This window comes from Curtobacterium sp. AB7 (genome assembly GCF_044909335.1).
Taxonomy (GTDB): domain Bacteria; phylum Actinomycetota; class Actinomycetes; order Actinomycetales; family Microbacteriaceae; genus Curtobacterium.
Window position 1 is genome coordinate 18,286 of the sequence record NZ_JBIYED010000003.1, and the last position, 25,758, is coordinate 44,043.

19 protein-coding genes are annotated in these 25,758 nt (G+C 69.9%); 7 read left to right on the plus strand and 12 right to left on the minus strand.

Annotated features, from left to right (window positions below; all coding sequences use genetic code 11):
- Nucleotides 1–5: 5 nt before the first annotated feature.
- Nucleotides 6–2,492 carry a DNA topoisomerase (ATP-hydrolyzing) subunit A gene (locus ABH929_RS08615; protein ID WP_263091684.1) on the plus strand — a complete coding sequence of 829 codons (2,487 nt, stop codon included), beginning with the start codon at nucleotides 6–8 and terminating at the stop codon, nucleotides 2,490–2,492.
- A gap of 438 nt (nucleotides 2,493–2,930) precedes the next feature.
- Here ABH929_RS08615 and ABH929_RS08620 read toward each other — a convergent pair whose 3' ends face one another.
- The gene (locus ABH929_RS08620) at nucleotides 2,931–5,057 is read right to left on the minus strand and encodes a type IIA DNA topoisomerase subunit B (protein WP_263091683.1); all 2,127 of its coding nucleotides are present in this window, start codon (nucleotides 5,055–5,057) and stop codon (nucleotides 2,931–2,933) included.
- Between the two features lie 168 nt (nucleotides 5,058–5,225).
- Here ABH929_RS08620 and ABH929_RS08625 point away from each other — a divergent pair, with 168 nt between their 5' ends.
- The gene (locus ABH929_RS08625; RefSeq protein ID WP_263091682.1) at nucleotides 5,226–5,450 is read left to right on the plus strand and encodes a hypothetical protein; all 225 of its coding nucleotides are present in this window, start codon (nucleotides 5,226–5,228) and stop codon (nucleotides 5,448–5,450) included.
- 79 nt (nucleotides 5,451–5,529) lie between these two features.
- On the opposite strand, the gene ABH929_RS08630 is transcribed toward ABH929_RS08625, so the two are convergent.
- From ABH929_RS08630 to ABH929_RS08655, 6 genes are all read right to left on the minus strand, one after another.
- On the minus strand, nucleotides 5,530–6,006 hold the full coding sequence (locus ABH929_RS08630; RefSeq protein ID WP_263091681.1) for a hypothetical protein: 477 nt from the start codon (nucleotides 6,004–6,006) through the stop codon (nucleotides 5,530–5,532).
- Between the two features lie 97 nt (nucleotides 6,007–6,103).
- Nucleotides 6,104–6,877: a hypothetical protein gene (locus ABH929_RS08635; protein ID WP_263091680.1), complete on the minus strand. Its 774-nt coding sequence runs from the start codon at nucleotides 6,875–6,877 to the stop codon at nucleotides 6,104–6,106.
- Nucleotides 6,874–8,133: a MurT ligase domain-containing protein gene (locus ABH929_RS08640; RefSeq protein ID WP_263091679.1), complete on the minus strand. Its 1,260-nt coding sequence runs from the start codon at nucleotides 8,131–8,133 to the stop codon at nucleotides 6,874–6,876. The genes ABH929_RS08635 and ABH929_RS08640 overlap by 4 nt, the downstream gene beginning before the upstream one ends.
- Nucleotides 8,134–8,137: 4 nt before the next feature.
- Nucleotides 8,138–9,388: an RNA polymerase sigma factor gene (locus ABH929_RS08645; RefSeq protein WP_205462330.1), complete on the minus strand. Its 1,251-nt coding sequence runs from the start codon at nucleotides 9,386–9,388 to the stop codon at nucleotides 8,138–8,140.
- Between the two features lie 193 nt (nucleotides 9,389–9,581).
- A complete protein-coding gene (locus tag ABH929_RS08650) occupies nucleotides 9,582–10,901 on the minus strand; it encodes a nitrate/nitrite transporter (protein ID WP_404560893.1) in 1,320 nt (439 codons plus the stop codon).
- A gap of 156 nt (nucleotides 10,902–11,057) precedes the next feature.
- Complete coding sequence (locus ABH929_RS08655) at nucleotides 11,058–11,987, minus strand: proteasome assembly chaperone family protein (RefSeq protein WP_205462328.1); 930 nt, start codon at nucleotides 11,985–11,987, stop codon at nucleotides 11,058–11,060.
- 75 nt (nucleotides 11,988–12,062) lie between these two features.
- On the opposite strand from ABH929_RS08655, the gene ABH929_RS08660 reads away from it, so the two are divergent.
- The 3 genes from ABH929_RS08660 (at nucleotide 12,063) to sucB (ending at nucleotide 16,649) form a co-directional block, all read left to right on the plus strand.
- Nucleotides 12,063–13,541: a leucyl aminopeptidase gene (locus tag ABH929_RS08660; RefSeq protein ID WP_404560894.1), complete on the plus strand. Its 1,479-nt coding sequence runs from the start codon at nucleotides 12,063–12,065 to the stop codon at nucleotides 13,539–13,541.
- Between the two features lie 155 nt (nucleotides 13,542–13,696).
- Nucleotides 13,697–15,070, plus strand: coding sequence for a dihydrolipoyl dehydrogenase (gene lpdA, locus ABH929_RS08665; RefSeq protein ID WP_123292677.1), 1,374 nt, complete (start codon nucleotides 13,697–13,699; stop codon nucleotides 15,068–15,070).
- 73 nt (nucleotides 15,071–15,143) lie between these two features.
- A complete protein-coding gene (sucB, locus tag ABH929_RS08670; RefSeq protein WP_404560895.1) occupies nucleotides 15,144–16,649 on the plus strand; it encodes a 2-oxoglutarate dehydrogenase, E2 component, dihydrolipoamide succinyltransferase in 1,506 nt (501 codons plus the stop codon).
- A 96-nt stretch (nucleotides 16,650–16,745) separates the two neighbouring features.
- On the opposite strand, the gene ABH929_RS08675 is transcribed toward sucB, so the two are convergent.
- A complete protein-coding gene (locus tag ABH929_RS08675) occupies nucleotides 16,746–17,573 on the minus strand; it encodes a hypothetical protein (protein ID WP_404560896.1) in 828 nt (275 codons plus the stop codon).
- A gap of 128 nt (nucleotides 17,574–17,701) precedes the next feature.
- Here ABH929_RS08675 and ABH929_RS08680 point away from each other — a divergent pair, with 128 nt between their 5' ends.
- The gene (locus tag ABH929_RS08680) at nucleotides 17,702–18,415 is read left to right on the plus strand and encodes a DUF4191 domain-containing protein (RefSeq protein ID WP_404560897.1); all 714 of its coding nucleotides are present in this window, start codon (nucleotides 17,702–17,704) and stop codon (nucleotides 18,413–18,415) included.
- Between the two features lie 167 nt (nucleotides 18,416–18,582).
- Here ABH929_RS08680 and ABH929_RS08685 read toward each other — a convergent pair whose 3' ends face one another.
- The gene (locus ABH929_RS08685) at nucleotides 18,583–19,038 is read right to left on the minus strand and encodes an RDD family protein (protein ID WP_123292673.1); all 456 of its coding nucleotides are present in this window, start codon (nucleotides 19,036–19,038) and stop codon (nucleotides 18,583–18,585) included.
- A 141-nt stretch (nucleotides 19,039–19,179) separates the two neighbouring features.
- Here ABH929_RS08685 and glnA point away from each other — a divergent pair, with 141 nt between their 5' ends.
- Entirely contained in the window at nucleotides 19,180–20,604 is a 1,425-nt protein-coding gene (glnA, locus tag ABH929_RS08690; protein WP_111087015.1) for a type I glutamate--ammonia ligase, read from the plus strand.
- Between the two features lie 359 nt (nucleotides 20,605–20,963).
- Here the strand turns inward: glnA and ABH929_RS08695 are convergent, their stop codons facing one another.
- From ABH929_RS08695 to ABH929_RS08705, 3 genes are read right to left on the minus strand one after another with little or no spacing between them, the layout of a single operon-like run.
- Nucleotides 20,964–22,391 (minus strand): UDP-glucose/GDP-mannose dehydrogenase family protein, encoded by a 1,428-nt coding sequence (locus tag ABH929_RS08695; protein WP_263092053.1) that lies wholly within the window; start codon nucleotides 22,389–22,391, stop codon nucleotides 20,964–20,966.
- Nucleotides 22,388–23,950 carry a glycoside hydrolase family 26 protein gene (locus ABH929_RS08700; RefSeq protein WP_263092054.1) on the minus strand — a complete coding sequence of 521 codons (1,563 nt, stop codon included), beginning with the start codon at nucleotides 23,948–23,950 and terminating at the stop codon, nucleotides 22,388–22,390. Before ABH929_RS08700 ends, ABH929_RS08695 begins: the two co-directional genes overlap by 4 nt.
- Complete coding sequence (locus ABH929_RS08705) at nucleotides 23,943–25,544, minus strand: glycosyltransferase family 2 protein (protein ID WP_134193674.1); 1,602 nt, start codon at nucleotides 25,542–25,544, stop codon at nucleotides 23,943–23,945. Before ABH929_RS08705 ends, ABH929_RS08700 begins: the two co-directional genes overlap by 8 nt.
- Nucleotides 25,545–25,758 lie beyond the last annotated feature (214 nt).

The window sequence follows — 25,758 nt, forward strand, 5'->3', positions numbered from 1 at the left end:
GTGCCATGGCACGCACGGACGCAGTCGGCCTGCCCGACGGTGAGCGCATCGAGGACGTCGACGTCTCCGAGGAGATGCAGGGCTCCTTCCTCGAGTACGCGTACTCCGTCATCTACTCGCGGGCGCTGCCCGATGCGCGCGACGGCCTGAAGCCCGTCCAGCGGCGCATCCTGTACCAGATGGCCGAGATGGGCCTGCGGCCCGACCGCGGGCACGTCAAGAGCGCCCGCGTCACCGGCGAGGTGATGGGCAAGCTGCACCCGCACGGCGACGGCGCGATCTACGACGCCCTGGTGCGGATGGCGCAGCCGTTCACGATGCGCGTACCGCTGATCGACGGCCACGGCAACTTCGGGTCGCTCGACGACGGTCCCGCTGCGGCCCGGTACACCGAAGCCCGTCTGGCCGAACCGTCGATGGCGATGACCGAGGGCCTCGGCGAGGACGTCGTGGACTTCGTCCCGAACTACGACAACCAGATCATGCAGCCCGGCGTCCTGCCCGCGGCGTTCCCGAACCTGCTCGTCAACGGCGCGTCCGGCATCGCGGTCGGCATGGCGACGAACATGGCGCCGCACAACCTGGGCGAGGTGGTCGAGGCCGCGAAGCACCTGCTGATGAACCCGCAGGCCACCCTCGAGGAGCTCATGGAGTTCGTCCCGGGGCCGGATCTGCCCTCCGGTGGCACCATCGTCGGGCTCTCCGGCGTCCGCGACGCCTACGCCACCGGACGCGGCACGTTCCGCACCCGGTCGAAGGTGAGCGTCGAGAACCTCACCCCGCGCAAGGTCGGACTCGTCGTCACCGAACTGCCGTACCTCGTCGGCCCCGAGCGCGTCATCGAGAAGATCAAGGACGGCGTCCAGTCCAAGAAGCTCGTCGGCATCTCGGACGTCAACGACCTGACCGACCGCAACCACGGGCTCCGGCTCGTGATCGGCATCAAGAGCGGCTTCAACCCCACCGCGGTGCTCGAGCAGCTGTACAAGCACACCCCGCTCGAGGACGGCTTCGGCATCAACAACGTCGCGCTGGTCGGTGGGTCGCCGCGCACGCTCGGGCTGCGCGAACTGCTCGACGTCTACGTGCAGCACCGGCTGTCGGTCGTCACCCGGCGGTCGGAGTACCGGCTCGCGCGTCGTCGTGAGCGGCTGCACCTGGTCGAGGGACTGCTCATCGCGATCCTCGACATCGACGAGGTCATCCAGGTCATCCGCACCTCGGACGACTCCGAGGCGGCACGGAGCCGGCTCCGTGACGTCTTCGACCTGTCCGAGGTCCAGGCCGAGTACATCCTCGAACTGCGGCTCCGACGCCTGACGAAGTTCTCGCGCATGGAGCTCGAGGCCGAGCGCGACCAGTTGCTCGCCGACATCGCCGCGCTCGAGGAACTCCTGGCGTCCGACGAACGGCTCCGTGCCCAGGTCGCGCTCGAGCTCACCGAGGTCTCCGACAAGTTCGCCACCCCCCGCCGCACGCTGCTCACGGAGGCCGACGCCCCCGTCAAGGGCGGTCGCAAGGCCGCGGTCGACCCGGAGTCGCTCCAGGTCGCCGACTCGCCGTGCCGCGTGCTGCTCTCGACCACCGGACGGCTCATCCGCGTCGACATCCCGACGTCGGAGCTCAGCATCGTCCGCGTGCCGAAGCGCTCCAAGCACGACGCCGTCCGCTCCGCCGTGGTGAGCACCGTCCGGGGCCAGGTCGGCGCGCTGACCTCGACCGGGCGGGTGCTGCGGCTCTCCCCCGTCGACGTCCCGGCGGTGCCGCCGGCCGCGGTCCGGCTCGACGCCGGCGTGCGGGTCACCGACTTCCTCACCCTGACGAAGGGTGAGACCGTCGTGGCGCTCGTCGACCTGTCCGGCGCCTCCGAGGACTCGCTGGCGATCGGCACCGCACAGGGCGTCGTGAAGCGCGTCGTGCCCGGAGCCTGGCCCGACAAGCCCGAGTTCATCGCGATCGGCCTGAAGCCCGGCGACGCGGTGGTCGGCGCCGCTCAGGCGCCCGAGTCCGACGACCTGGTGTTCATCAGCTCGAACGCCCAGCTCCTGCGCTTCCCCGCGTCCGGCGTCCGTGCCCAGGGGTTGCCAGCCGGCGGTGTCGCGGGCATGGCGCTGGCATCCGGGTCCTCGGTGATCTGGTTCGGGTCCGTCGCCCGGTCCGACGACGCCGTGGTCGCCACGGTGTCCACGACCTCGACGGCACTGCCCGGCACTGACTCCGGTCGCGCCAAGGTCTCCGCGCTGTCCGAGTTCCCCGCCAAGGGCCGGGCGACCCAGGGTGTCCGGGCGCACGCGTTCCTGAAGGGCGAGGACGGGCTCACCGTGGGCTGGGCGGGCATCGCTCCCCCGCACGCGGTCGGCACGGACGGCGCCGCGCGCACCCTGCCCGACTGGCTGTCGAAGCGTGACGGGTCCGGTGCACCGCTCGAGGCCGTCATCGGCTCGATCGGGGGCAGTGCCGCGGCGCTCGACGGGACCGCGGGCGACGCGTAGCGCGCGGCGAGGTTCCGCTCCGGCGTCTGTTCTCGCGAAAGCGACAGTGTCCCGCGAACAGTTCGCGGGACACTGTCGCGTCGGCGGCACGGACCGCGCACGGTGACGGCACGGTGTCGTTCAGACGGCACCGAGACTCGGCCTGAACGACATCGTTCGCGGTCCGGCACCCGAGCCCGGTCGCCCATCGCGAGACTCGCTGGCCGGGAGGCGCGGGGCAACCCCGCCCGGACCGCTCGAGCCGCCGACGCGGAAGCGACAGAAGTCCGCCAACAGTTCGCGGCACATCGTCGCGTTGGCGGCACGGACCGCGCACGGTGGCGCGCCGCGGCACCGAGACTCGGCCTGAGCGACCGAACTCGGAGCGCGCAGCCCGAGACGAGTCGCTCACCACGAGACTCGGGCCAGCGCCGCCGAGACCCGGGCGGGACCGGCGCGCTACGCGTCGATGCGGTCGCGGTCCAGACCCTCGCCTGCCAGGATGAACTCCTTGCGCGGGGCCACGTCGTTCCCCATGAGCAGTTCGAACACCTTCGCCGCGCTCTCGGCGTGCGTGATGTTCACCCGCCGCAGGGTCCGGTGCGCGCGGTCCATCGTGGTCTCGGCGAGCTGGTCGGCGTCCATCTCACCCAGACCCTTGTACCGCTGGATCGGCTCCTGGTACTTCTTGCCGGTCTTCTCGAGCTTCTTCAGCACGGTCTGCAGTTCCTGCTCGGAGTACGTGTAGAGCGTGTCGTTCGGCTTGCCGCGGTTCACGACGACGACCCGGTGCAGCGGCGGCACGGCGGCGAACACCCGGCCCTGCTCGATCATCGGTCGCATGTAGCGGAAGAACAGGGTGAGCAGCAGCGTGCGGATGTGGGCACCGTCGACGTCGGCGTCCGACATGATGATGACCTTGCCGTAGCGCGCCTGGTCGATCTCGAACGTCCGGCCGGAACCGGCGCCGATGACCTGGATGATCGACGCACACTCGACGTTCGACAGCATGTCCGACACGGACGCCTTCTGCACGTTGAGGATCTTGCCGCGGATCGGCAGCAGCGCTTGATACTCGCTGTTGCGTGCGAGCTTCGCGGTCCCCAGGGCCGAGTCTCCCTCGACGATGAAGAGCTCGGTGCCCTCGGTCTCCTGCGACCGGCAGTCCGCGAGCTTCGTCGGCAACGAGGAGTTCTCGAGCGCGTTCTTCCGGCGCTGCGTCTCCTTGTGGGCGCGGGCCGAGATGCGGGTCTTCATCTCCGCGACGACCTTCTCGAGCAGCGTCGCGGCCTGGGCCTTCTCGGTGCGCTGCGTCGACGTCAGGATCTCGGTGATGCGCTTCGACACGACCTGGTCGACGATCTTGCGGACCGCCGGCGTGCCGAGGATCTCCTTCGTCTGCCCCTCGAACTGCGGCTCGGGCAGTCGGACGGTCAGCACGGCGGTCATGCCGGCGAGCACGTCGTCCTTGTCGAGCTTGTCCTGCCCGACCTTGAGCTTGCGGGCGTTCGCCTCGACCTGCGCGCGGACGGCTTTGACCAACCCGGACTCGAAGCCGGCCTGGTGCGTGCCGCCCTTCGGCGTCGCGATGATGTTGACGAAGCTGCGGAACACCGTCTCGTACCCGTCGCCCCACCGCAGCGCGAGGTCCACCTCGCAGGCGCGCTCGACCGAGGTCGAGACCATGTGGCCCTTGTCGTCGAGCATCGGGACGGTCTCGGTGAAGGTCCCGGTGCCCTGCACGCGCCAGACATCGGTGACGGCCGTGTCGGCCGCGAGGTGCTCGACGAACTCGCCGATGCCGCCCTCGTAGCGGAAGCGTTCGACGACCGGGCCGGCCTCGACGGCGGTGCCCGTCGCCTCGGCACGCGCGACGGCGGCCTCGATCGAGGTCACGCGCTCGTCGGTGATCGTGATGCCGAGCCCGGGCACCAGGAACGCCGTCTGCCGTGCGCGGGTGACCAGGTCGTCGGTGCTGAACCGCGCATCGGCGGTGAAGATCTGCCGGTCCGCCCAGTACCGGATCCGGGAACCCGTGACGCCCTTCTTCACCTTGCCGACGACCCGCAGCTCGCTGCCCGAGGTGAAGGGGCTGAACGGGGCGTCCGGACCGATGCCCTTCGTGTCGTCGAACGTGCCGGGCTCGCCGCGGTGGAAGGACATGGCGTAGGTCTTGCCGCCACGGTCGACCTCGACGTCGAGGCGCTCGGACAGGGCGTTGACCACCGAAGCGCCGACGCCGTGCAGACCACCGGAGGCAGCGTAGGACCCGGAGCCGAACTTGCCACCGGCGTGCAGCTTGGTGAACACGACCTCGACCCCGGTCAGCCCGGTCTTCGGTTCGACGTCCACCGGGATGCCGCGGGCGGTGTCGCGAACCTCGACCGACCCGTCGGCGTGCAGCACGACACCGATCTCGTCGCCGTGCCCGGCCAGGGCTTCGTCGACGGAGTTGTCGATGATCTCCCACAGGCAGTGCATGAGCCCACGGGAGTCGGTCGAGCCGATGTACATCCCTGGACGCTTCCGGACCGCCTCGAGCCCTTCGAGGACGGAGAGATGGCGTGCGGAGTAGTCGGAGCTCACCGTTCGATGCTACCGAGCGCTACCGACACCCTCGGCGTGGACACTCGCACTGGGGACAACCGATCCGCGCTCAGCGAAACAGCGCTGCACAATGCATCGTTCTCAGGCATCACGTGTTGAAATGGTGCAACCACCCGGCACCACCTGCGATCCGTGAGGAGCACAGCAATGACCCAGACCGTGCAGGACCCCTCCATCGACGAAGTCAGCAACCACCAGCTGACCGCCGCCGACCGTTGCGACAGCTGCGGAGCGCAGGCTTACATCCGAGCCACCATGTCGAGCGGCGAGCTCTTCTTCTGCGCGCACCACGGCGCCGAGTTCAAGGACAAGCTCGCGGCGACCGCCATCGAGTGGCACGACGAGAGCAGCCGACTCCACGAGTCGAAGTAGCGCGCGAAGGCGCGAGCACAGCAAGACGGGAGGCCCTGTGCCAGCTGGCACCGGGCCTCCCGTCTGTCTGTTGCCCGTCTCAGAACGCGCGGTTCAGCGCCCAGGCGGCGCCGCGGTAGCTGTTCGGCCCCCAGACACCGTCGATGGGGCCGCTGTAGCCGCCATGGGCGGCCGCCCATCGCTGCAATGCTGCGATGGTCTGGGGGTGTTCGGATCCGTAGAAGTCGCCCGACTGGTAGTACCCGCCGACCGCGAGGCGCTTCGCGACGAAAAACCAGGCGGGGGAAGTCATGCGACCGTCGATATCACCTGAGTACCCGGCCATGCTGCCGAGGCACTGGAGCCGCTTGTAGAAGATCGTCCCCGGAACCCCGTCGAACTCGGTCGTGGTCGTCGGCACCGAACTGCAGGCCGAACTGATGCGGGGCGTCGCGGCCTCAGCAGGAGCCGTCTGGACGACGGCCCCGGCAGTGGTCAGTGTCACGACGAGTGCGCCGACCAGGGCGAGGACGGATTTGTTGGTGAGCATGAAGCCTCCTTTGTCGGCTTCCAACATGTCACATCCTGCACACCAACGGACCGACCTGGCAATTGTTGCCACCCATCGGAGACGACGAAGGCCGGGTCCCATCGGGACCCGGCCTTCGTGAGCGTCACGCGATGCGCTTGAACGCCTTGTCGACGTAGCGGTCGACCGTCGCGCGCGCTTCGCGCGCGTAGCGGTCGATGGTCGCTGTCTGCTCGGGATCCGGCGCGTACTCACGGCCCAGCCGAGCGGCTGCCGCGGCGAGCACACCGTCGGTCAGCTGCGGGTTGAGCGGCAGGATCGGACCCTGCGTGTGCGTGCCGAACGACGTACCGACGATCGCACCCTCGACCGGGGCTCCAGCCTGGTTACCGCCGCCGGACACCACGTCGGCGAACGGGGTGGCCCCGGCCGCGAGCTCGATCGTGGTGGCGTGGTCCTCGAAGCCGGCGAGCCGCTTGGGTGCCCCGGGGAGCAGCGGGTACCGGGTCTCGAGGACGAAGTAGTTGACCCGCCGTTCGGCACCGCGAACGGCTCGGGCGTCGAACACGCCGAACCCGGCGAGCGGAGCACCCTCGGTGGGGACGACCTCGTTCGTCGCCAGGTCGAACCCACCACCGACCGCGACGACCGGCACGCCGTCGCTCGCGAAGGAACGGAGCGGAGCGGCGATGCGGGCGACGTCGGCACCGAGCGAGCGCATCGCGCTGAGCGGTCCGTTGCCGATGACGACGACGTCGGCCGCGGCGGGCAGGTCGTCGCCGGGCGCGTACTCGAGCACCTCGGTGTCGAGGCCGGCTGCGGCGGCACGGCGGACGAGGGCAGCGACGTTGCCGCGGTCCCCCGAGACGCCCATCTGCCGGGGGTAGACGTGCAGGATGGTCAGCCGGTCGGCCGTCATGCGGTCTTCTCCATGTCCGGGTGGCCGAGGGCCTTGCGGGCGATCATCATGATCTCGTAGTTGACGATGAAGTTCTTCGTCCCGCTGGTCGTCGACCCGAGCTGCTCCATGTGCTTGATCGCGGCCTCGACGTCGGGTTCGACCCGACCGATGCGGACACCGGCGTGCTCGAGGGCGATCGCGATCTGCCATGCCTTGTCACCGGACACGACGTCGACGTGGTCGAGCTTCGAGAAGTCGATGTCGTAGATCCACGAGATGTCCGGCGTGCCCTCGTCGATCGCCATGAGGACCTGCTCGGGGCGGTCCGGCAGTGCGTCGAGGTTGAGCTGGAGGCTCGCGGCGTTCTTGAACATCGTGAACTCGGCGGACTCGCCGGCGATCGGGAGTCGCTCGCCGCGGCCGTACGCCGGCTTCATCGTGCCGAAGGCCTTCGTGACGGCGTCGGCGCGGAACTGCGTGCCGAGTGCCGCGCTGGCCGTGGCGGTGGCAGCAGCAGCGTCGACCGCGTAGTGCAGGCCGCGTGCGGGCAGGCGCACCGCGATGTCGGCACCGTCGAAGCGGATCGTCGCACCGTCACCGGTGTTCACGACGACCTCGGATTCAGCCGCGTTCGGCTGGGCGTCCTGCCGATCGAAGTCGTCGGCGTTCTGCAGGCCGTTCGGTGCCGCGGCGACGACCTCGGCGCTCGCACCGAAGCGCAACACCCGCTGGCCGGTCCGCGCCACGTAGGCGTCGAGGAACTGGTCGTCGCGGTTCGTGATGACGTTCGCCGTGGACAGTGCCGCGGTGTCGAGCATCATGTCGGCGACGCGCTCGGTCTCGAAGAACCGGTACAGCTGGTCGACCTGCACGTTGAGCATCGTGACCGTGGACGGCGACAGGATGCCGGCGAGCTCGACCGCGAAGGCCTCGTCGACCTCGAGGATGCCGATGTCCGCCTTCAGGCGACCGGTCAGGGAGACCTCGGACAGCAGCGCCGACGCGATGCCCTGCGGCAGGTTGGCGCCCGAGGGGTTCGTGAAGACGCGGAGCCCGTGCGCCCGGACGATGTCCGAGATCATGTGCGTCGTCGTCGACTTGCCGTTCGACCCGAGCACGAAGACGACGCCGTTCGGGAACTGCTTCGTCACGTGCTGCAGGAAGTCCGGCACGAGCTTGAGCACGATGTAGCCAGGGTACGCGGACCCCCCGCCCCGCGCTCGCGCGAGGGCACGGAGGATCCGCCCGATCAGGATCGGGATGAAGAACCGCATCGGCCTACTCGAGGTAGTCGCGCAGCGACTGCGACCGCGACGGGTGGCGGAGCTTCGCCATCGTCTTGGACTCGATCTGACGGATGCGCTCACGCGTCACGCCGAACGTGTCACCGATCTGGTCGAGGGTCTTCGGCTGGCCGTCACCGAGGCCGAAGCGCATGCGGATGACGCCCGCCTCGCGCTCGGACAGGGAGTCGAGCAGGCTCTCGAGCTGCTTCTGCAGCATCGTGAAGCCCACGGCGTCGGCCGGCACGACCGCCTCGGTGTCCTCGATGAGGTCGCCGAACTCGGAGTCGCCGTCCTCGCCCAGGGGCGTGTGCAGGGAGATCGGCTCGCGGCCGTACTTCTGCACCTCGACGACCTTCTCCGGGGTCATGTCGAGCTCGCGTGCGAGCTCTTCCGGAGTGGGTTCGCGACCGAGATCCTGCAGCATCTGACGCTGGACGCGGGCGAGCTTGTTGATGACCTCGACCATGTGCACCGGGATGCGGATGGTCCGGGCCTGGTCGGCCATGGCGCGGGTGATCGCCTGGCGGATCCACCACGTCGCGTAGGTGGAGAACTTGAAGCCCTTGGTGTAGTCGAACTTCTCGACCGCACGGATGAGGCCCAGGTTGCCCTCCTGGATGAGGTCCAGGAACTGCATGCCACGGCCGGTGTAGCGCTTGGCGAGCGACACCACGAGGCGGAGGTTCGCGCCGAGCAGGTGCGACTTGGCACGCTGACCGTCGCGGGCGACCCAGCGCAGCTCGCGCTCGGCCGGCTTGGTGAGGCCGGTCGAGTGCTGCAGCTTGTCCTCGGCGAACAGGCCGGCCTCGATGCGCATCGCGAGCTCGACCTCCTGCTCGGCGTTGAGCAGGGCGACCTTGCCGATCTGCTTGAGGTAGTCCTTCACCGGGTCGGCGGTCGCACCCGTGATGGTCGTCGAGTAGACCGGGGCTTCGTCGTCGTCGGTCTGCGAGATGACGAGCGCGCCGGCGGCGACCGCAGCGGCGGCGTCGGGCTTGATCGCCTTGTCGTCGGTGTCCTCGACGTCCTCGGTCGGCTCGTCGGTGGCTTCGTTCGCCTCGTCGACGGGGTCGACCTTCTTCGCCTTCGGGGCGGCCTTCTTGGCCGGGGCCTTCTTGGCGGGGGCCTTGGTGGCGCGCTTCTTCGGCGCATCGGTTCCCTCGGTGTCCGTGGCGTCCTCTGCCACAGCACCCTCGGGCTGAGTGTCCTTCGTGGGATCGATCGTCGTGCTCCGGGCAGCCATGCGATCACCTCTCTCGTCGTGCCACGTTCGTGGGGTCGTGGCCTCCCTCGCCGCCCAGGGCCCGAGCCGCAGTCCCCCGCGTCGTCGAGTCCTACCGTTCCGGGCAGCACTAAGACCCATGTCAAGTCCCCCGTGTTGATCGGCGCTCCGAAGTGCACCGACAGGATGGGGGTCCTGAGTGGGTCCGTGATCATTATTGCACGTGCCGCTTCCGCAGGCGCGCAACGAGTGCAACCCAGAGCGGTCCGACGCGTATTCCCTCCTCCGCGTGGAGCACTCGCCGAGTCCGGCGCCGAGCGTGCAGGAGCATCGCGACGCCGAACCCGACCACCAGGTACTGCACCGTGAGGGCCACCCGGAAGTTGTCCCAGGCGAAGACGGTCTCGCCGGTGACGCGGGACACCACGTCGAGCAGCAGCCCGATCAGGTACATCATCACGAACGCCGCCAGGAAGCCGCCGACGTTGACGACGCCGTTCGCGGACCCCAGGGAACCGACGGGGTTGAACGTCCGGGCGAAGTCGAACCCGATCAGCGAACCGGGGCCGCCGATGCCCATCGCCACGACGAGCAGCACGAGCAGCCACGTCGGCGGGTGGCCGGGCCAGAGCAGGATCGCGGTCCACACCACGGCGAGCAGCACGACCACGCCGAGCACGAGGTTCGAGCGGCGCATCGGGAACCGCGCGCACAACAGCCCGAGCACCGGCCCGGCCACGAAGCCCACGGCGACGATGACCGTCAGGAAGCCGGCGGCCTCGGCGGGGCTGTACCCGAGCCCGCGGAGCATGGGGACGCCCCACAGCAGCGAGAACACCGTGCCGGACGACTGCGTCACGTAGTGGGACCAGAACCCGAGCTGCGTGCCCGGCCGACGCAACGCGTGCCCGAACGTCCGGAACGCGGCGCCCCACGAGTGCGGCAGCGGGATCGTTCCGGTCCGCACGACCACGGGGCCGTTGCGGACGAAGACGAACGCCAGGACCAGCCCGACGGCACTGGCGGCAGCGGCGACCCCGAACGCGGGCGTCCAGCCCGCGGCGTGCAGGAGCACCGCGAACGGGAACGCCGACAGGATCTGGCCGATCTGCCCGAGGTTGCCCGTCCACTGCGAGACCTGCGGCAGGATCCGGCCGCTGAACCACATCGGCACCAGGCGGATCACCGAGATGAACGTCATCGCGTCGCCGGCACCGACGAGCACCCGGCCCGCGATCGCCGGGCCGATCGTCGGCGAGAAGGCCACGACGGCCTGGCCGACCACGAGCAGCGCGGCGCCGAGCAGGACGAGCCTGCGCGGCCCCACCCGGTCGAGCGCGACGCCCACCGGGATCTGGAGTCCGGCGTACACGGCGATCTGCACGACCGCGAGCGTGGACAGCACCGCCGCCGAGACGGCGAACCGGTCCTGCGCGTCCACTCCGGACACCCCCAGCGAGGACCGCTGCACGACCGCGAGGACGTAGGCGAGCACCGCGATGCCCCAGATCAGGTAGGCGCGACGGGAGTTCACCCCGACAGGCTACCGATCCGGCGGAGCTGGATACGCGACGTGTGTCGCCGACGCGGGTGACGTCCTGATCGGGACCAGACGCCGACCGGGAGGCGCGGGGCGGGTCCGCACCGGGCCTCCCGTCCGCCGTTCCGGACCGTTCAGGGCCCGACCCGGCTACTCGCCGCCGTCACCCTGGGTGCGCCGGTCGGCCAGGAAGCGCTCGAGCTCGGCCGCGATCGCGTCCGCGGTCGGCACCTCGCCGTCGACGTCCGTGAGTGGCGACGCGACCGGGTTGCCCTCCATGTACGTGTCGTGCCGCTCCTCGAGCACACCGACGAGGCGCTGCAGCTCGGCGTTGCCGGCGACCTGCTCCTCGACCCGGGTGAGGAACTCGCGACCCGCCTCGCGCAGGGCGTCCGTCGGGAAGATGAGGCCGGTGGCCGCAGCGATGCCGGACAGGGCGGCGACGGCCGCGTCCGGGAACTCGGTGTCCGACAGGTAGTGCGGGACGAGCAGGACGAGCCCGGTGACCTGCGCGCCGGTGGATGCGAGCCGGTGCTCGACGAGGTGCAGGACGTTCGCCGGCGCCTGGGTCTCGGGCTTCCAGACGCTCATCTGCTCGACGAGGTCGGCGCGGGTGCCGGAGACGGTCAGGCTGATCGGGCGGGTGTGCGGGACCGGCATCGGGATCGACTGCACCCAGGTGGTGTCCGCGACCTGCAGCCGGGCGGCGAGGCCGGTGACGGCGTCCACGAACCGGTTCCACTGGAAGTCCGGCTCGTACCCGGACAGGAACAGGAACGGCTGGCCGATCTCGTCGCGCACGAGGTGCAGCGCCAGCCGGGGCGGCTCGACGGCGGCGATGTGGTCGTGCTCGAAGGTGATGACGGGCCGGCGAGCACGCCAGTCGAGCAGCACGTCGGGGTCGAACTCGGCGACGAGCTGGGTGTCGAGGTCGTCGAGCACCGACGTCGTGACCTGGGCAACGGCCGAACCGGCGTCCGCGAAGCCGGTGAGCCCGGCGACAAGGTGCAGCCCGGCCGGCACGGTCGGGGCGGCCTCGTCGAACGTGTAGAGCTCCTCGGGGTGGTTCACCGTCCCCATGCTAGGCGGGGCCACCGATGCCCCCGCGCGGGACGGCCACGCCGACAGCGAACAGTGCGTGGATAGGGTTGGAGCATGGTCCGACCGACGCTCTCCACCGACTCCTCCGCCCCCTCCTCGATCTCCGCCGACGTCCTCGTGGTCGGCGTCCGGCCCGGCGCCGACGGTGCCCCCGCGACGATCGCGCAGCCGGCCACGACACCGTTCTCGGCGCTCGACGACCTCGACCTCGCGGCGATCGGCGCGACGGGCGCCAAGGACCAGCTCGTGCGCATCCCGGCCGTCGGCGTCGACGCCGCGAGCATCGCGCTCATCGGGCTCGGCTCCGGCACCGACGCCGCCGCGTACCGTTCGGCCGCCGGCAGCGCCGTCCGCCAGCTGCCGCACGCCGCGTCGATCGCCCTCGCGCTGCCGACCGACACCGACGCCCTCGTCGAGGCAGCGCTCGAGGGTGCCGCGCTCGGCGCCTACGCCTTCACGCGGCACAAGGGTGCCGGCACGACCGGGCCGACGCGTGGCGAGCAGCGCGTGACGGTCCTCGCACCGACCGCCGCGGCGGACGCCGCGGTCCGTCCCGCGATCGTGGCCGACGCCGCGTCGCTCGTCCGCGACCTCGTGAACACCGCGGCCGGCGACCTGGGACCACAGGACGTCGCCGACGTGGCGACCGGGCTCGCCTCGGACCTCCCGCTCACGGTCGAGGTCCTCGACGAGCAGGCACTCGAGGAGCAGGGCTTCGGCGGCATCCTCGGGGTCGGCCGTGGTTCGGCACGTCCCCCGCGCCTGGTCGTCGTCCGCTACGCACCGGAGTCCGCCACGAAGCACCTCGCCCTCGTCGGCAAGGGCATCACGTTCGACTCGGGCGGGCTCTCGCTCAAGCCGGCGGCGTCGATGCTCGGCATGAAGACCGACATGACCGGCGCCGCAACGGTGCTCGCCGCGACCGTCGCCGCCGCACGCCTGGGCCTCGACGTGCGCGTCACCGCCTGGCTCGCACTCGCCGAGAACATGCCGTCGGGCACGGCGACCCGCCCGGGTGACGTCCTCACCCTCAAGAACGGCAAGACCGTCGAGGTCACGAACACCGACGCCGAGGGCCGCCTGGTGCTCGGCGACGGCATGGCCGCTGCCTCGCTCGAGCAGCCCGACGCGATCGTCGACGTCGCCACCCTGACCGGCGCGCAGGTCGTCGCGCTCGGCGACCGCACCACCGGCCTGATGGGCAGCGACGACCTCGTCGCGAAGGTCCGCACCGTGGCCGAGGGCGTGTCGGAGCAGATCTGGCCGATGCCCCTGCCCGAGGAACTCGACGCCCGGCTCGCCAGCGACGTCGCCGACATGGTCAACGCCACGGTCGGCAACCCGGCCGGCGGCATGCTGCTCGCGGGCAAGTTCCTGGAGCGCTTCGTCGGCGAGGGCATCCCGTGGGCGCACCTCGACATCGCCGGTCCGTCCGAGCACAAGGGCGGCGGCTACGGGTGGCTCGGCAAGGGCGCGACGGGTGTGATGGTCCGCACGCTCATCGCGCTCGCAGAAGACCTCCAGTCCGAGTAGTAGGTTTGGTACCGGTGGGACGGGGCATCGACGCGCCTCCCACCGGTACTGCACGGGACGGGACCGGAACCACGCGGTCCGACCGTCGGACGCCGCCCTCCGCGGTGTCCACGTAGGGCCCGATCGGCCCGACACGCACGAGGGAGTTGCACCAGGTGACGGAACAGACTTACGACGTCGTGGTCCTCGGTGGCGGGAGCGGTGGCTACGCCGCTGCGCTCCGGGCCGCCGAACTCGGCATGAGCGTCGCGCTCATCGAGGGCGACAAGCTCGGAGGGACGTGCCTGCACCGTGGCTGCATCCCCACCAAGGCGCTGCTGCACGCGGCCGAGGTCGCCGACGCGACGCGCGACGCCGAGAAGTACGGCGTGATCGCGGAGTTCGCCGGTGTCGAGGTCCCGAAGGTCATCGAGTACCAGCAGGGCGTCATCACCTCGAAGTACAAGGGCCTGCAGGGCCTCATCAAGGCTCGCGGCATCACCGTCGTCGAGGGCTGGGGTCGACTCACCTCGCAGAACACCGTGCAGGTCGGCGACCAGAACATCGTCGGCAAGAACGTCGTGCTCGCGACCGGCTCCTACTCGAAGTCCCTGCCCGGGCTCGAGATCGGCGGCCGCGTCATCACCTCCGAGACCGCACTGCGCATGGACTACGTGCCGAACAAGGTCGTCATCCTGGGCGGCGGCGTCATCGGCGTCGAGTTCGCCAGCGTCTGGAAGTCCTTCGGTGCCGAGGTCACGATCGTCGAGGCGCTCCCCCACCTCGTCCCGGCCGAGGACGAGTCCATGTCGAAGCAGCTCGAGCGCGCCTTCCGCAAGCGCGGCATCGAGTTCTCGCTCGGTGTCCGGTTCCAGGGCGTCGAGCAGCACGAGAACGGCGTCGTCGTGACGCTCGAGGACGGCAAGACCTTCGACGGCGACGTCCTGCTGGTCGCCGTCGGTCGTGGCCCGGTGACGCAGAACGTCGGCTTCGACGAGGTCGGCGTCGCCATGGACCGCGGCTTCGTCACCACGAACGAGCGCCTCGCCACCAACCTGCCGAACGTCTACGCGGTCGGCGACATCGTCCCCGGGCTGCAGCTCGCACACCGCGGCTTCCAGCAGGGCATCTTCGTCGCCGAGGAGATCGCCGGCCTGAACCCGGTGATCATCGAGGACAAGAACATCCCGAAGATCACGTACTCCGACCCCGAGGTCGCCTCCGTCGGCCTCTCGCAGGCCAAGGCCGAGGCCGAGTACGGCGCCGACAAGGTGGACTCGTACGAGTACAACCTGGCCGGCAACGGCAAGAGCCACATCATCGGCACGTCCGGTTCGGTCAAGGTCGTCCGCGTCGTCGACGGCCCCGTGGTCGGCGTGAGCATGATCGGCGCCCGCGTCGGTGAGCTCATCGGTGAAGCGCAGCTCGCCGTGAACTGGGAGGCGTACCCGGAGGACATCGCTCCGCTCGTGCACGCGCACCCGACGCAGAACGAGGCCCTGGGCGAGGCGTTCATGCACCTCGCGGGCAAGCCGCTGCACGCGCTGTGACCCGCACGAGTCCGCGCCCTGTGACAATGACATCAACAACAACTGCAACCCCCCGCGAAGAGGAGTCCACCCGATGAGCGAATCCGTCAGCCTCCCGGCGCTCGGCGAGAGCGTCACCGAGGGCACGGTGACCCGATGGCTGAAGAACGTCGGTGACCGGGTCGAGGTCGACGAGCCGCTGCTCGAGGTCTCGACCGACAAGGTCGACACCGAGATCCCGTCGCCCGTCGCCGGCGTCATCGAGGAGATCCTCGTGCAGGAGGACGAGACCGTGGAGGTCGGCACCGCGCTGGTGAAGATCGGCGACGGCTCGTCCGACTCCGGTTCCTCCGACGCCGACTCCGGTTCGTCCGACGAGTCCTCGAACGAAGCCGCTGCCGAGGCAGAGGCCCCCGAGGCCGAGCCGAGCACCGAGCAGGAGTCCGAGACCCCCGCCCCGGAGCCCACCGAGCCCGAGCCGGCCCCCGCCGGACAGACGCAGCCCGCAGCCCCGCAGGCGCCGTCCGCACCGCCCGCGGCCGCTCCGGTCCCGCAGGCGGCTCCGGTTCCGCCGCCCGCCGCCGCACCCCCGGCCGCCGTCCCGGCGCCGGCCGCTGCCGCACCCGCACCGGCCGCGCCGAGCGCGACCGCCGCCGCCGCGGTGCCGAACCCGACGCAGGACGGCGCGGCCTCCGGCTACGTCACCCCGCTCGTCCGCAAGCTCGCCAACGAGCAGGGCGTCGACCTGTCCACCGTCACCGGTTCCGGTGTCGGCGGTCGCATCCGGAAAGAGGACGTGCTCGCGGCCGTCGCGAAGGCCCCGGCCGCCGGTGGTGCAGCTGCACCCGCTGCCGTGTCCGGTCCGTTCGTCGCCGAGGTCTCGCCACTGCGCGGCACCCGCGAGAAGATGACCCGCCTGCGCAAGGTCGTGGCCGAGCGCGCCGTGCAGTCGATGACCTCGACCGCACAGCTCACGAGCGTCGTCGAGGTGGACGTCACGAAGGTGGCGCAGTTCCGCGACGCCCACAAGGCGGAGTTCCTCGAGAAGACCGGTTCGAAGCTCTCCTTCATGCCGTTCTTCGCCCTGGCGGCGTCCGAGGCACTCAAGGCCCACCCGAAGATCAACTCGACGGTCGAGGGTGACGAGATCGTCTACCCGGAGTCCGAGAACGTCTCCATCGCGGTGGACACCGAGCGCGGCCTGCTGACCCCGGTCATCAAGGACGCAGCCTCGCTCGACCTGGCGCAGTTCTCGAAGTCCATCGCGGACCTCGCGGAGCGCACCCGGAACAACCAGCTCAAGCCCGACGAGCTCGCCGGCGGAACGTTCACGCTGACGAACACCGGTTCGCGTGGCGCGCTGTTCGACACCCCCGTGGTGTTCCTGCCGCAGTCGGCGATCCTCGGTACCGGCATCGTCACGAAGCGTCCCGCAGTCGTGAAGGTCGACGGCCAGGAAGCGATCGCGATCCGTTCGTTCGTGTACCTCGCGCTGTCGTACGACCACCGGATCATCGACGGTGCGGACGCCTCGCGCTACCTGGTCGCGGTCAAGAACCGCCTGGAAGAGGGCAACTTCGCCCCCAACCTCGGGTACTGACCCAGCACCACGGCCGACGGCCCCGGTTCCCCTCGTGGGGAGCCGGGGCCGTTCCCGTTCCCGCTCCGACTCGGGTTCGCGTCGGCGCCCGGGGCGTCAGCCACCACCACCAGCCGCACCGGCTCCCGGTCCGGCACCGAGCACGGACACCCCGGCGACGACCGTGCCGATCGCGACGACGACCCCGACCACGGCGCGGCGGAGCGGCAACCGCCGACCAGCACCGAGCGGGATGCCGAGCTCGACGACCTCGCGCAGTCGAGCCGCTGAGCCCGTCGTGTCGAGCGGCGGGTCTGCCTCGACGAACACCAGGTCGGCCGGCGGTGGGGCCCACCGGAACGGCCGCGGAGGCGCCGCAGCCCGGACCGCGTCGAGCGCCGCACGCACGGTGCTGCGGTCGCCGTCGAGCGCCGCGAGGAGCGCAGCGTCCACCTCGTCGCGACTCGGATCGCGCGGGTCGACACGGTCCCAGACGACCCGCGCGGCGAGTACGAGGACCCGTGCAGCATCGTCGCCGGGCCGCTCCGTGCCGTCACGGACGGCTCCAGCCGGGTGATCGCACAGCACCACGGCGCCGGCGTCGTCCACCAGGACGTCGTCGATCCCGGCGACCCCGAGGCGCACCGCGCCGTCCACGGCGGCGGCGAGGAGCTCGAGCAGCGGTACGCAGAGCGTCACGGCGACCCCGGTCGTCGGGGTGCCGAGGCGGTCCAGCGCCACCGGGAGCGGCGTCCCGCGTGGGCGGTCGAGCAGGGTCACCAGCCCGCCGGCCCCGGTCCGGCCCACCGCCTCGACGGGGACCAGGTGGCGGTGTCCGGAGGCGCACCGGTCTGCGATCCAGGACGCCGCGGCAGCGTCGTCGGCCGGCACGACCCAACGATCACTGCGGGCGGCGTCGATACTCTGGTCGGTGCTCGTGTCCATGGTGACGAGCGTGGCGGAGGCGGGTCGGGCCTCCTGTCCGTCCTGCACGGTCTGTGGACAACGCGTGTTCGCGCACAGCCGGACCGACGGCGGTCTCCCCCGGACCGCAGAGGCCGTATCCTGTCAGCATGGCACGCAGCACTTCCGCAGACACGAAGGCGAAGGAGCCGGGGCGTCTCAAGCAGATGTTCCAGGTCTTCCAGATGACCCGACGGGCCGACCCGTCGTCCGTCTGGTGGTTCGCCCTCGCATTCGTCGGCCCCGTCGTCCTCGGCATCGTGTTGGCGCTGGTGCTCCCGGGCCAGAACTGGCTCGCGATGATCCTGTGGATCGTCGCCGGCGTCCTGATGGGCGTGCTGCTCTTCCTCATCGTCCTCGGCCGGCTGGCCGAGCGGGCGGCGTACTCCCAGATCGAGGGCCAGCCCGGCGCCGTCGGTGCGGTGCTCTCCAACTCACTGCGCCGACAGTGGCGCTCCAGCGAGATGCCCGTCGCCGTGCACGGACGCTCGCAGTCCGCGGTCTACCGCGCGGTGGGGCGCCCCGGCGTCGTCCTCATCACCGAGGGCCAGCGCGGCAACCTCAACCGTCAGGTCGAGGAAGAGCGCCGCAAGGTCCAGCGCATCGTCCCGAACGTCGCGGTGCACATCGTCCACGTCGGCGACGGTGACGAAGCGGTGACGCTGCACAAGCTCCCGCGCGTGATGAACAAGTACAAGAAGTCGCTGAACCGCAACGAGGTCCTGGCCGTCGCGAACCGCCTCGACTCCCTGACGCAGAGCCCCGCGGCCGCGATCCCGAAGGGCATGGACCCGATGCGTGCCCGTGCCGGACGTCCGCGCTGACCAGTCCTCGGACCACCACGCAGAACGCCCCCGACCGTGCCAGGTCGGGGGCGTTCTGCGTTCGCTGCGGCCGGTGGGGGCCGCGAGTGGTGCGAGGTTGTTCACTCGGTGCGAGGACGGAACGACGCACGGAGTGATCAACCTCGCACCAGCCAAAGGACCCCGGGTCAGCGGCGGACGAGCACCGTGCCGGCGATGCGGTCGTGCGCGCCGCGGCTGTCCCGGTCGATGATGAGCGCCGGCACCACCAGGCAGAGCAGGACGGTCCGGACGACCGGGCGCCACACCCCCACGTACCCCCCGCGCATCGGCACGACGCGCAGCCCGACGCAGATGTGCCCGAACGACCCGGACAGCAGGCAGATGAACAGCACCTGGAGCGCGGCGAAGATCGCCAGCTGCACCCACGAGTGGGCGATGTCCCCGGAGCCGTTGACCGGCGACCAGACCCCGGTCACGTAGGCGATGAGGTCGGCGAGGGCTCCGTCGATGAGCAGGGCGACGATCCGGCGTCCGATCCGACCGACGCTGCGGGGTCCTTCCTCCGGCAGACCGAGGTCCTTGCCCGGCCAGCCATCGGGGTGCTCGGAGGGCGCGGACGGACTGGAGGAGCTGCGGGCCATGCCCCCAGCGTAGGCGACGGGCCGCCCGTAACACGCCTGAAACAATTCAGTCACGTCCGGGAAACCCCGTGTCAATAGCCTCGTCGGAGGTGCCTTGATCGGTACCTCCGACATCACCCAACCCATTGGAGATCGGCCCCCATGTTCAGCGATTCCTCCGAGGTCCTGGCCTTCATCAAGGACACCGACGTCAAGTTCCTCGACATCCGATTCACGGACCTGCCGGGTGTGCAGCAGCACTTCAACATCCCCGCCTCGACCGTCGACGAGGACTTCTTCTCGGTCGGCCAGCTCTTCGACGGCTCCTCGATCCGCGGGTTCGCGTCGATCCACGAGTCCGACATGCAGCTGATCCCCGATGTGACCACCGCCTACGTGGACCAGTTCCGCGCCGAGCGCACGCTCATCATGATCTTCGACATCTACAACCCGCGGAACGGCGAGATCTACGGCCGCGACCCGCGCCAGGTGGCGAAGAAGGCCGAGAAGTACCTCGCGTCGACGGGCATCGCAGACACCGCGTTCTTCGCCCCCGAGGCCGAGTTCTACATCTTCGACGACGTCCGCTACTCCGTCACCCAGAACGAGTCGTTCTACGCGGTCGACTCCGAAGAGGGCGCCTGGAACACCGGTCGTGACGAAGAGGGCGGCAACCTCGCCAACAAGACCCCGTACAAGGGTGGCTACTTCCCCGTGTCGCCGGTCGACAAGACCGCCGATTTGCGCGACGACATCACCCTCAAGCTGATCGACGCGGGCTTCGAGCTCGAGCGCTCGCACCACGAGGTGGGCACCGGCGGCCAGCAGGAGATCAACTACAAGTTCGACACGATGGTCCACGCCGCGGACGACATCCTGAAGTTCAAGTACATCGTCAAGAACACGGCCGACCAGTGGGGCAAGGTCGCCACGTTCATGCCGAAGCCGCTCTTCGGCGACAACGGCTCGGGCATGCACACCCACCAGTCGCTCTGGTCGGACGGCAAGCCGCTCTTCTACGACGAGAACGGCTACGGCGGCCTGTCCGACCTGGCCCGTTGGTACATCGGCGGTCTGCTGAAGCACGCTCCGGCGCTGCTCGCCTTCACCAACCCGTCGATCAACTCGTACCACCGCCTGGTCAAGGGCTTCGAGGCGCCGGTCAACCTGGTCTACTCGGCCGGCAACCGTTCGGCTGCGATCCGCATCCCGATCACGGGCACCAACCCGAAGGCCAAGCGCATCGAGTTCCGCGCGCCGGACGCCTCGGGCAACCCGTACCTCGCCTTCGCCGCGCAGCTGATGGCGGGCCTCGACGGCATCCAGAACCGCATCGAGCCGCACGAGCCCGTCGACAAGGACCTCTACGAGCTCCCCCCGGAAGAGGCCAAGGGCATCCCGCAGGTCCCCGGCTCCCTCGACGAGGCGCTCGACTTCCTCGAGGCGGACCACGAGTTCCTCACGAAGGGCAACGTCTTCACCGAGGACCTCATCCAGACCTGGATCGACTACAAGCGTGAGAACGAGATCCTCCCGCTGGCGCAGCGCCCGCACCCGTTCGAGTACGAGCTCTACTTCGGCGTCTGATCTTCGCTGACACACGAAGGCCCCGCACCGTCAGGTGCGGGGCCTTCTGTGTGCCGCGACAGCGACAGTGCGCCGCGAATCATCCGCAGGAATGTGTCGCTTCGGCGGGGTGGGCGGTTGCGGCGACCGCCTGGAGGCCCGGTGCCGGTCCGGCGGGCCGGCACCGGGCCTCCCGGCTGGTCGCGACGCACGTTCCTTCCCATCGCACCCGGACTGAGAAGCCGGATCGGGCGTACCTGGTGGAAAGTTCCGACCAGGCACGCCCGTCTCGGCCTGGTACGACCGTTTCGGCACGGCACCCGGGCACACGGGAACGGGGTCCGTGCCGCCCGGCACGGACCCCGCTTCGCGAACGGTGACTAGCGAGCCGTGGCCAACGAGTCGTTCGTCCCCGCTGCGACGCTCACGGGTGCACCCGCGACCGGCGTGGGCCGCCCCAGGGAACGGACGGTCCACCCCGCTTTGACCCAGTCGGAGACCGGGAGGCAGTTGCGCGCGTCGATCACGACGCGGCGACCGACGAGGTCACCGAGGGCGACCGGGTCGGCGGTGATGATCTCGTCCCACTCGGTGAGGACGAGGACGACGTCGGCGCCCTCGATCGCGTCCGTCATCGACGCGGCGTAGCTCAGCGTCGGGAACGAGCGCTTCGCCGGCTCCATCGCCTCAGGGTCCCAGAGGGTGACCTGTGCGCCGCGCAGGTGGAGCGCAGCGGCCACGTTGAGCGCCGGGGAGTCCCGCACGTCGTCGGTCAGGGGCTTGAACGCAGCGCCGATGACGGCCACGCGACGGTTCAGCACCGATCCCCCGGCCGAGTCGATCGCCATGTCGATGACCCGCTGACGCTGGCCCATGTTGATCTCGTCGACCTGCTGCATGAGGCCGACGACCTGGCCCGCCCCGATCTCGTTCGCGCGGTACATGAGCGCTCGGATGTCCTTCGGCAGGCACCCGCCGCCGAACCCGAGGCCGGCGTTCAGGAACTTCCGGCCGATGCGGGCGTCGTGCCCGAGGGCATCGGCGAGCGTCGACACGTCGGCGCCCGTGATCGCGCACATCTCCGAGATCGCGTTGATGAACGAGATCTTCGTGGCGAGGAACGCGTTGGCGCTCACCTTGACGAGCTCGGCCGTCGCGAGGTCGGTGGTGATGACCGGGGTGCCCTCGCTGATGGGTGCGGCGTAGACCTCGCGGATGACGGCGTCGGCAGCCGCGGACGCGCCGCCCCAGACCAGGCGGTCCGGGTGCAGCGTGTCGTCGACGGCCTTGCCCTCGCGGAGGAACTCCGGGTTCCAGATGAGCTCGGCGTCGATCCCCGAGGGCGTGAACTCGCGGACGATGCCGCGGAGCCGTGCAGCGGTGCCGACCGGGACCGTCGACTTGCCGACGATGAGTCCCGGGTGGGTGAGGTTCTCGGCGACGCCGCGGGTGGCGCTCTCGACGTACGCCAGGTTCGCGGCGTGCGAGCCGGCCTTCTGCGGGGTGCCGACGCAGACGAAGTGAACGTCGGCTGCGGCGACGGCCGAGGCGATGTCGGCGGTGAAGCGGAGCTTGCCGCTGGCGACGTGCTTCGTGATGAGCTCGGGCAGGCCGGGCTCGAAGAACGGCACCTCGCCGGCGGACAACGCGGCGAGCTTCGCCGGGTCGACGTCCACGCCGATGGTCTCGAAGCCCATCTCGGCCATGGCGGCCGCGTGGGTGGCACCGAGGTAGCCGGTGCCGATGACGCTGATGACGGGTGCGGGGCGGGTGTCGGCCTGGTCGGGCGACTTCTTGGACGCGGTCATGGCGTGACCTCCTGCAGGTCGTAGTCGATGTCGTTGCGCTTGATGCCCTCGGCGAAGGCCGCCAGGGAGTCGGCTCGCGAGTTGAGTCGCCAGTCGTTGGTGGAGCGGACGCCGTCCACGACCGTGGTCGCGGTCTCGCTGAAGTACGAGAACCCGATGATGTCGGCGTTGGCGGGGTCGGCCAGGGCGTCGAAGAGCGAGGTGATCCACTTCGACTTCTGGCCGCCCGAGACGGTGGTGCCGCTCTCGGTGGCGCCGATCTCACTGAGCAGGATCTTCTTGCCCGGTGCGACCTCGCGCAGCTGCTGCACGGTGGCGGCGAAGGTGTTCGCGAAGGTCGGGTCCTCGGAGGCCGTGCGGTAGTACCCGCTCATGCCGACCCAGTCGACGTAGTCGGCACCCGGGTAGTAGTTCTGCATGTAGTCGAGCGTCTGGTACTTCGCGTTGCCGAGCTTGTCGATGCGGCTCGGCGCCCAGTTCCAGATGACGTAGTCGTTCGCGCCGTTCGCCTGGAAGACGTCGTGCACGTGCTGCCACATCTTCACGTACGACTGCTTCGCGTTCTGCTGGGCGTCGCCCTCGGACCAGTTGTACCAGGAGCCGTTCATCTCGTGGTCGAGACGGATGACCATCGGCTGCCCGTTCGCCTTCAGCGCCTTGGCGTACTTCGTCAGGTACGCGTCGAAGTCACCGTCGGTGATGTCCTTGTTGGTGTAGCCGGCGACGTACTTCTGGTCGTTGCCGGTCTGCGCGGGCGCGGTCTCCCAGGTCATGAGCGGCACGCGGCCGTTCGCCCACGAGCGCTGGATCGCACTCGCGTTGAACTCCTGGTCGAAGCCCTGGAAGAACCCGGTCATGTTCGACGCGGTGCCGACCTGCCGGGAGACCTCGTCGTACTCGGCCCAGTTGAACGGGGACTGCGCCGTGTAGAGGCCGTACCAGCGCGACTGCTGCCCGAGGATCTCGGCCTTGGTCGGCACGGCGACGGGCGTGGTGCCCGGGTCGGTCGACGGACCGGGGTTGGGGTTGGTCACCCCGCCGTTGCCGCCACCCGAACCACCGGCCGAACCGCTGCCCGACCCGGCGCCCGACCCGTTGTCGGACGCGACCGAGCCGGACCCGGAACCGGAGCCCGAGGTGCCGGCCCCGTTCGCACCGGAACCCGACGCGCTGACGGAGGACGAGCCTCCCGAGTTCTTCGCCGCACCGAGCTGGGACTGGAGCGACGCGATCTGCGCCTTGAGCTCCGTGATCTGGTCGCCACGCGACCCGGCCTGGGCCGTGCGGGAGTCGAGCTTGCCCTCGAGCGCCCAGATGCGGTCCTGGGCGGCGTCGAGCTGCGTCTGCAGTTCGGCGGCCGACACCTTCTTGGCCTTCGGGGCGGTGACCCCGAGGGCCTGGTGGACGGCGGTGGAGACGGGGCCGGCCGGGGAGACCCAGACCGACCAGGTGATGAGGGCGAGGGCGAGGACGATGGCGGTCGTGCCGACGGCCGTCCAGCGGGCGTGCTTGCTCGACTGCGCCCACCACGTACTGGAGGAGCGGATGATGTCAGACAATGAGGAAGGCCTCCAGGACGAAGATCGCGATGCCGATGCAGTACGGGATCGCGGCGTACGGGTTGTACCGGCGGGCCTTCACGGGGGCGGTCCGTGGGGCTGCGGGCTGCACTGCTGCTGCAGCAGCGGCCTCGCGCCGGGTCGCGAGCACGGTCGTGGTGGAGTTGGTGGTGGCGTCGGCCCCGAAGAGCTCGTCGAACGCGCGGTCCACGGCCACCTGGTCGCTCCCGAGGGGCACGCGGCCGTCGACGGCCCGAGCACGGTCCGCGGCGTCGATCGGGCTCACCGGGGTCTGGGTGCCGAAGGACGACGGCTGCGCCGCGTCGGACGGGTCCTCCTGCATCGGACCGCCGGCGTAGGCGCCCGCACGGGTCCCCCAGCCGGACGCGTGCGCCAGGCGGAAGAAGCCGATGAGCCGGATCGGCATGAGGAAGAACGTCGACACGATGATGAACATCGGCAGGCGGAAGAAGTCACTCGGCTTCTCGGCCAGGTGGCGCATCTGCCGGATGGCCATGCTGAGCACCGACGAGACGACCATCAGTGCGGCGACGTAGACGAAGCCCGTCGAGAATCCGTACTGCGACAGGATGCCCTGGTACAGGTTCTCGCCCTGCCCGGTGAAGGCCCGGTAGATCCAGCCGGCGATCACGCCGAAGAGCATGAACGGCAGGATGATGTCGGTGATGAAGAACGCCGCGAGCACCGGGGCGTGACCGAGCATCCACGGCAGCATGCGCAGCGTGTTGTACTGGGAACCGCGGGCCCAGCGGAGCTGCTGCTTGAACAGCTTCTTCACCTGCAGCGGGGCGTCCGTGTAGACCAGCGAGGTGTACTGGTAGACGGTCCGGTACCCCTCCTTGAGCGTGAGGTTCGTGAGCGTGCGGTCGTCGGAGACCTCGAGGAACACGCCCATGAACTTCTCGTGCATGAACTTGTCCATGACGCGCATCAGGATGCTCCGCCGGAAGGCGATCGTGCGCCCGGGCAGGCAGCCGATCTGCCCGAGGACGCTCTGCGCGGGCATCGAGTAGAGCGCTCGCGAGTTCTCGAGCCAGTCGGCCCAGCGGGTGATCCAGCTGCGCTCGGGTTCGAGGATGCGCTGCCGCGTCGTGACACCGCCGACGGACTCGTCGGCGAACGGCTTGAGGAGCTCCTCGAGCGCGCCGGGGGTCCAGACGGTGTCCGAGTCGACGAGCACCGTGATGTCACCGTTGGACATCTCGGTGCCGACCTTGACGGCGTTGCGCTTGCCCGGGATGGGCGTGTGCGTCCAGCGGACGAGCGGGGCGAACTCGTCGCAGACGGCTTCGAGCGCCTCGTTGCGGGCGCCGTTGATGACGACGATGATCTCGCCGGGTCGCTGCTCGACCATGCGACCGATGACGTCGCGGAACAGGTCGAGCGGTTCGTCCACGACGGGGACGACGACGCTGGTGGTACCGACGAAGGTGCCGGTGAACGGGCGGTAGCGGGCGGAGATGACGACCTTGACCAACCAGAGCAACCAGATCACCGCGGAGTACACGGCGAACAGGTAGAACTCGGGGTGGCCTTCGACCATCTGCCTGATCTGCAGAATGAAGGTGAACACTGATCCCTGCTTCAACGTTCGAGGTGGAGATTCCGCGACGTTGGGGAATCAGGGTCGGTTCGGGTGACCCCATTGACGCAGAAACCTGAACCCCGGCGCAACGCGACCCCCGTCCGGGGGCGTTACGGGCGCGTTACGGGGTACACACTTGTCCCCATCTCCACCGGGACCAGTGGTCCCCCCTCGTGCTGACAGCACTCCTGCGGACCACCTG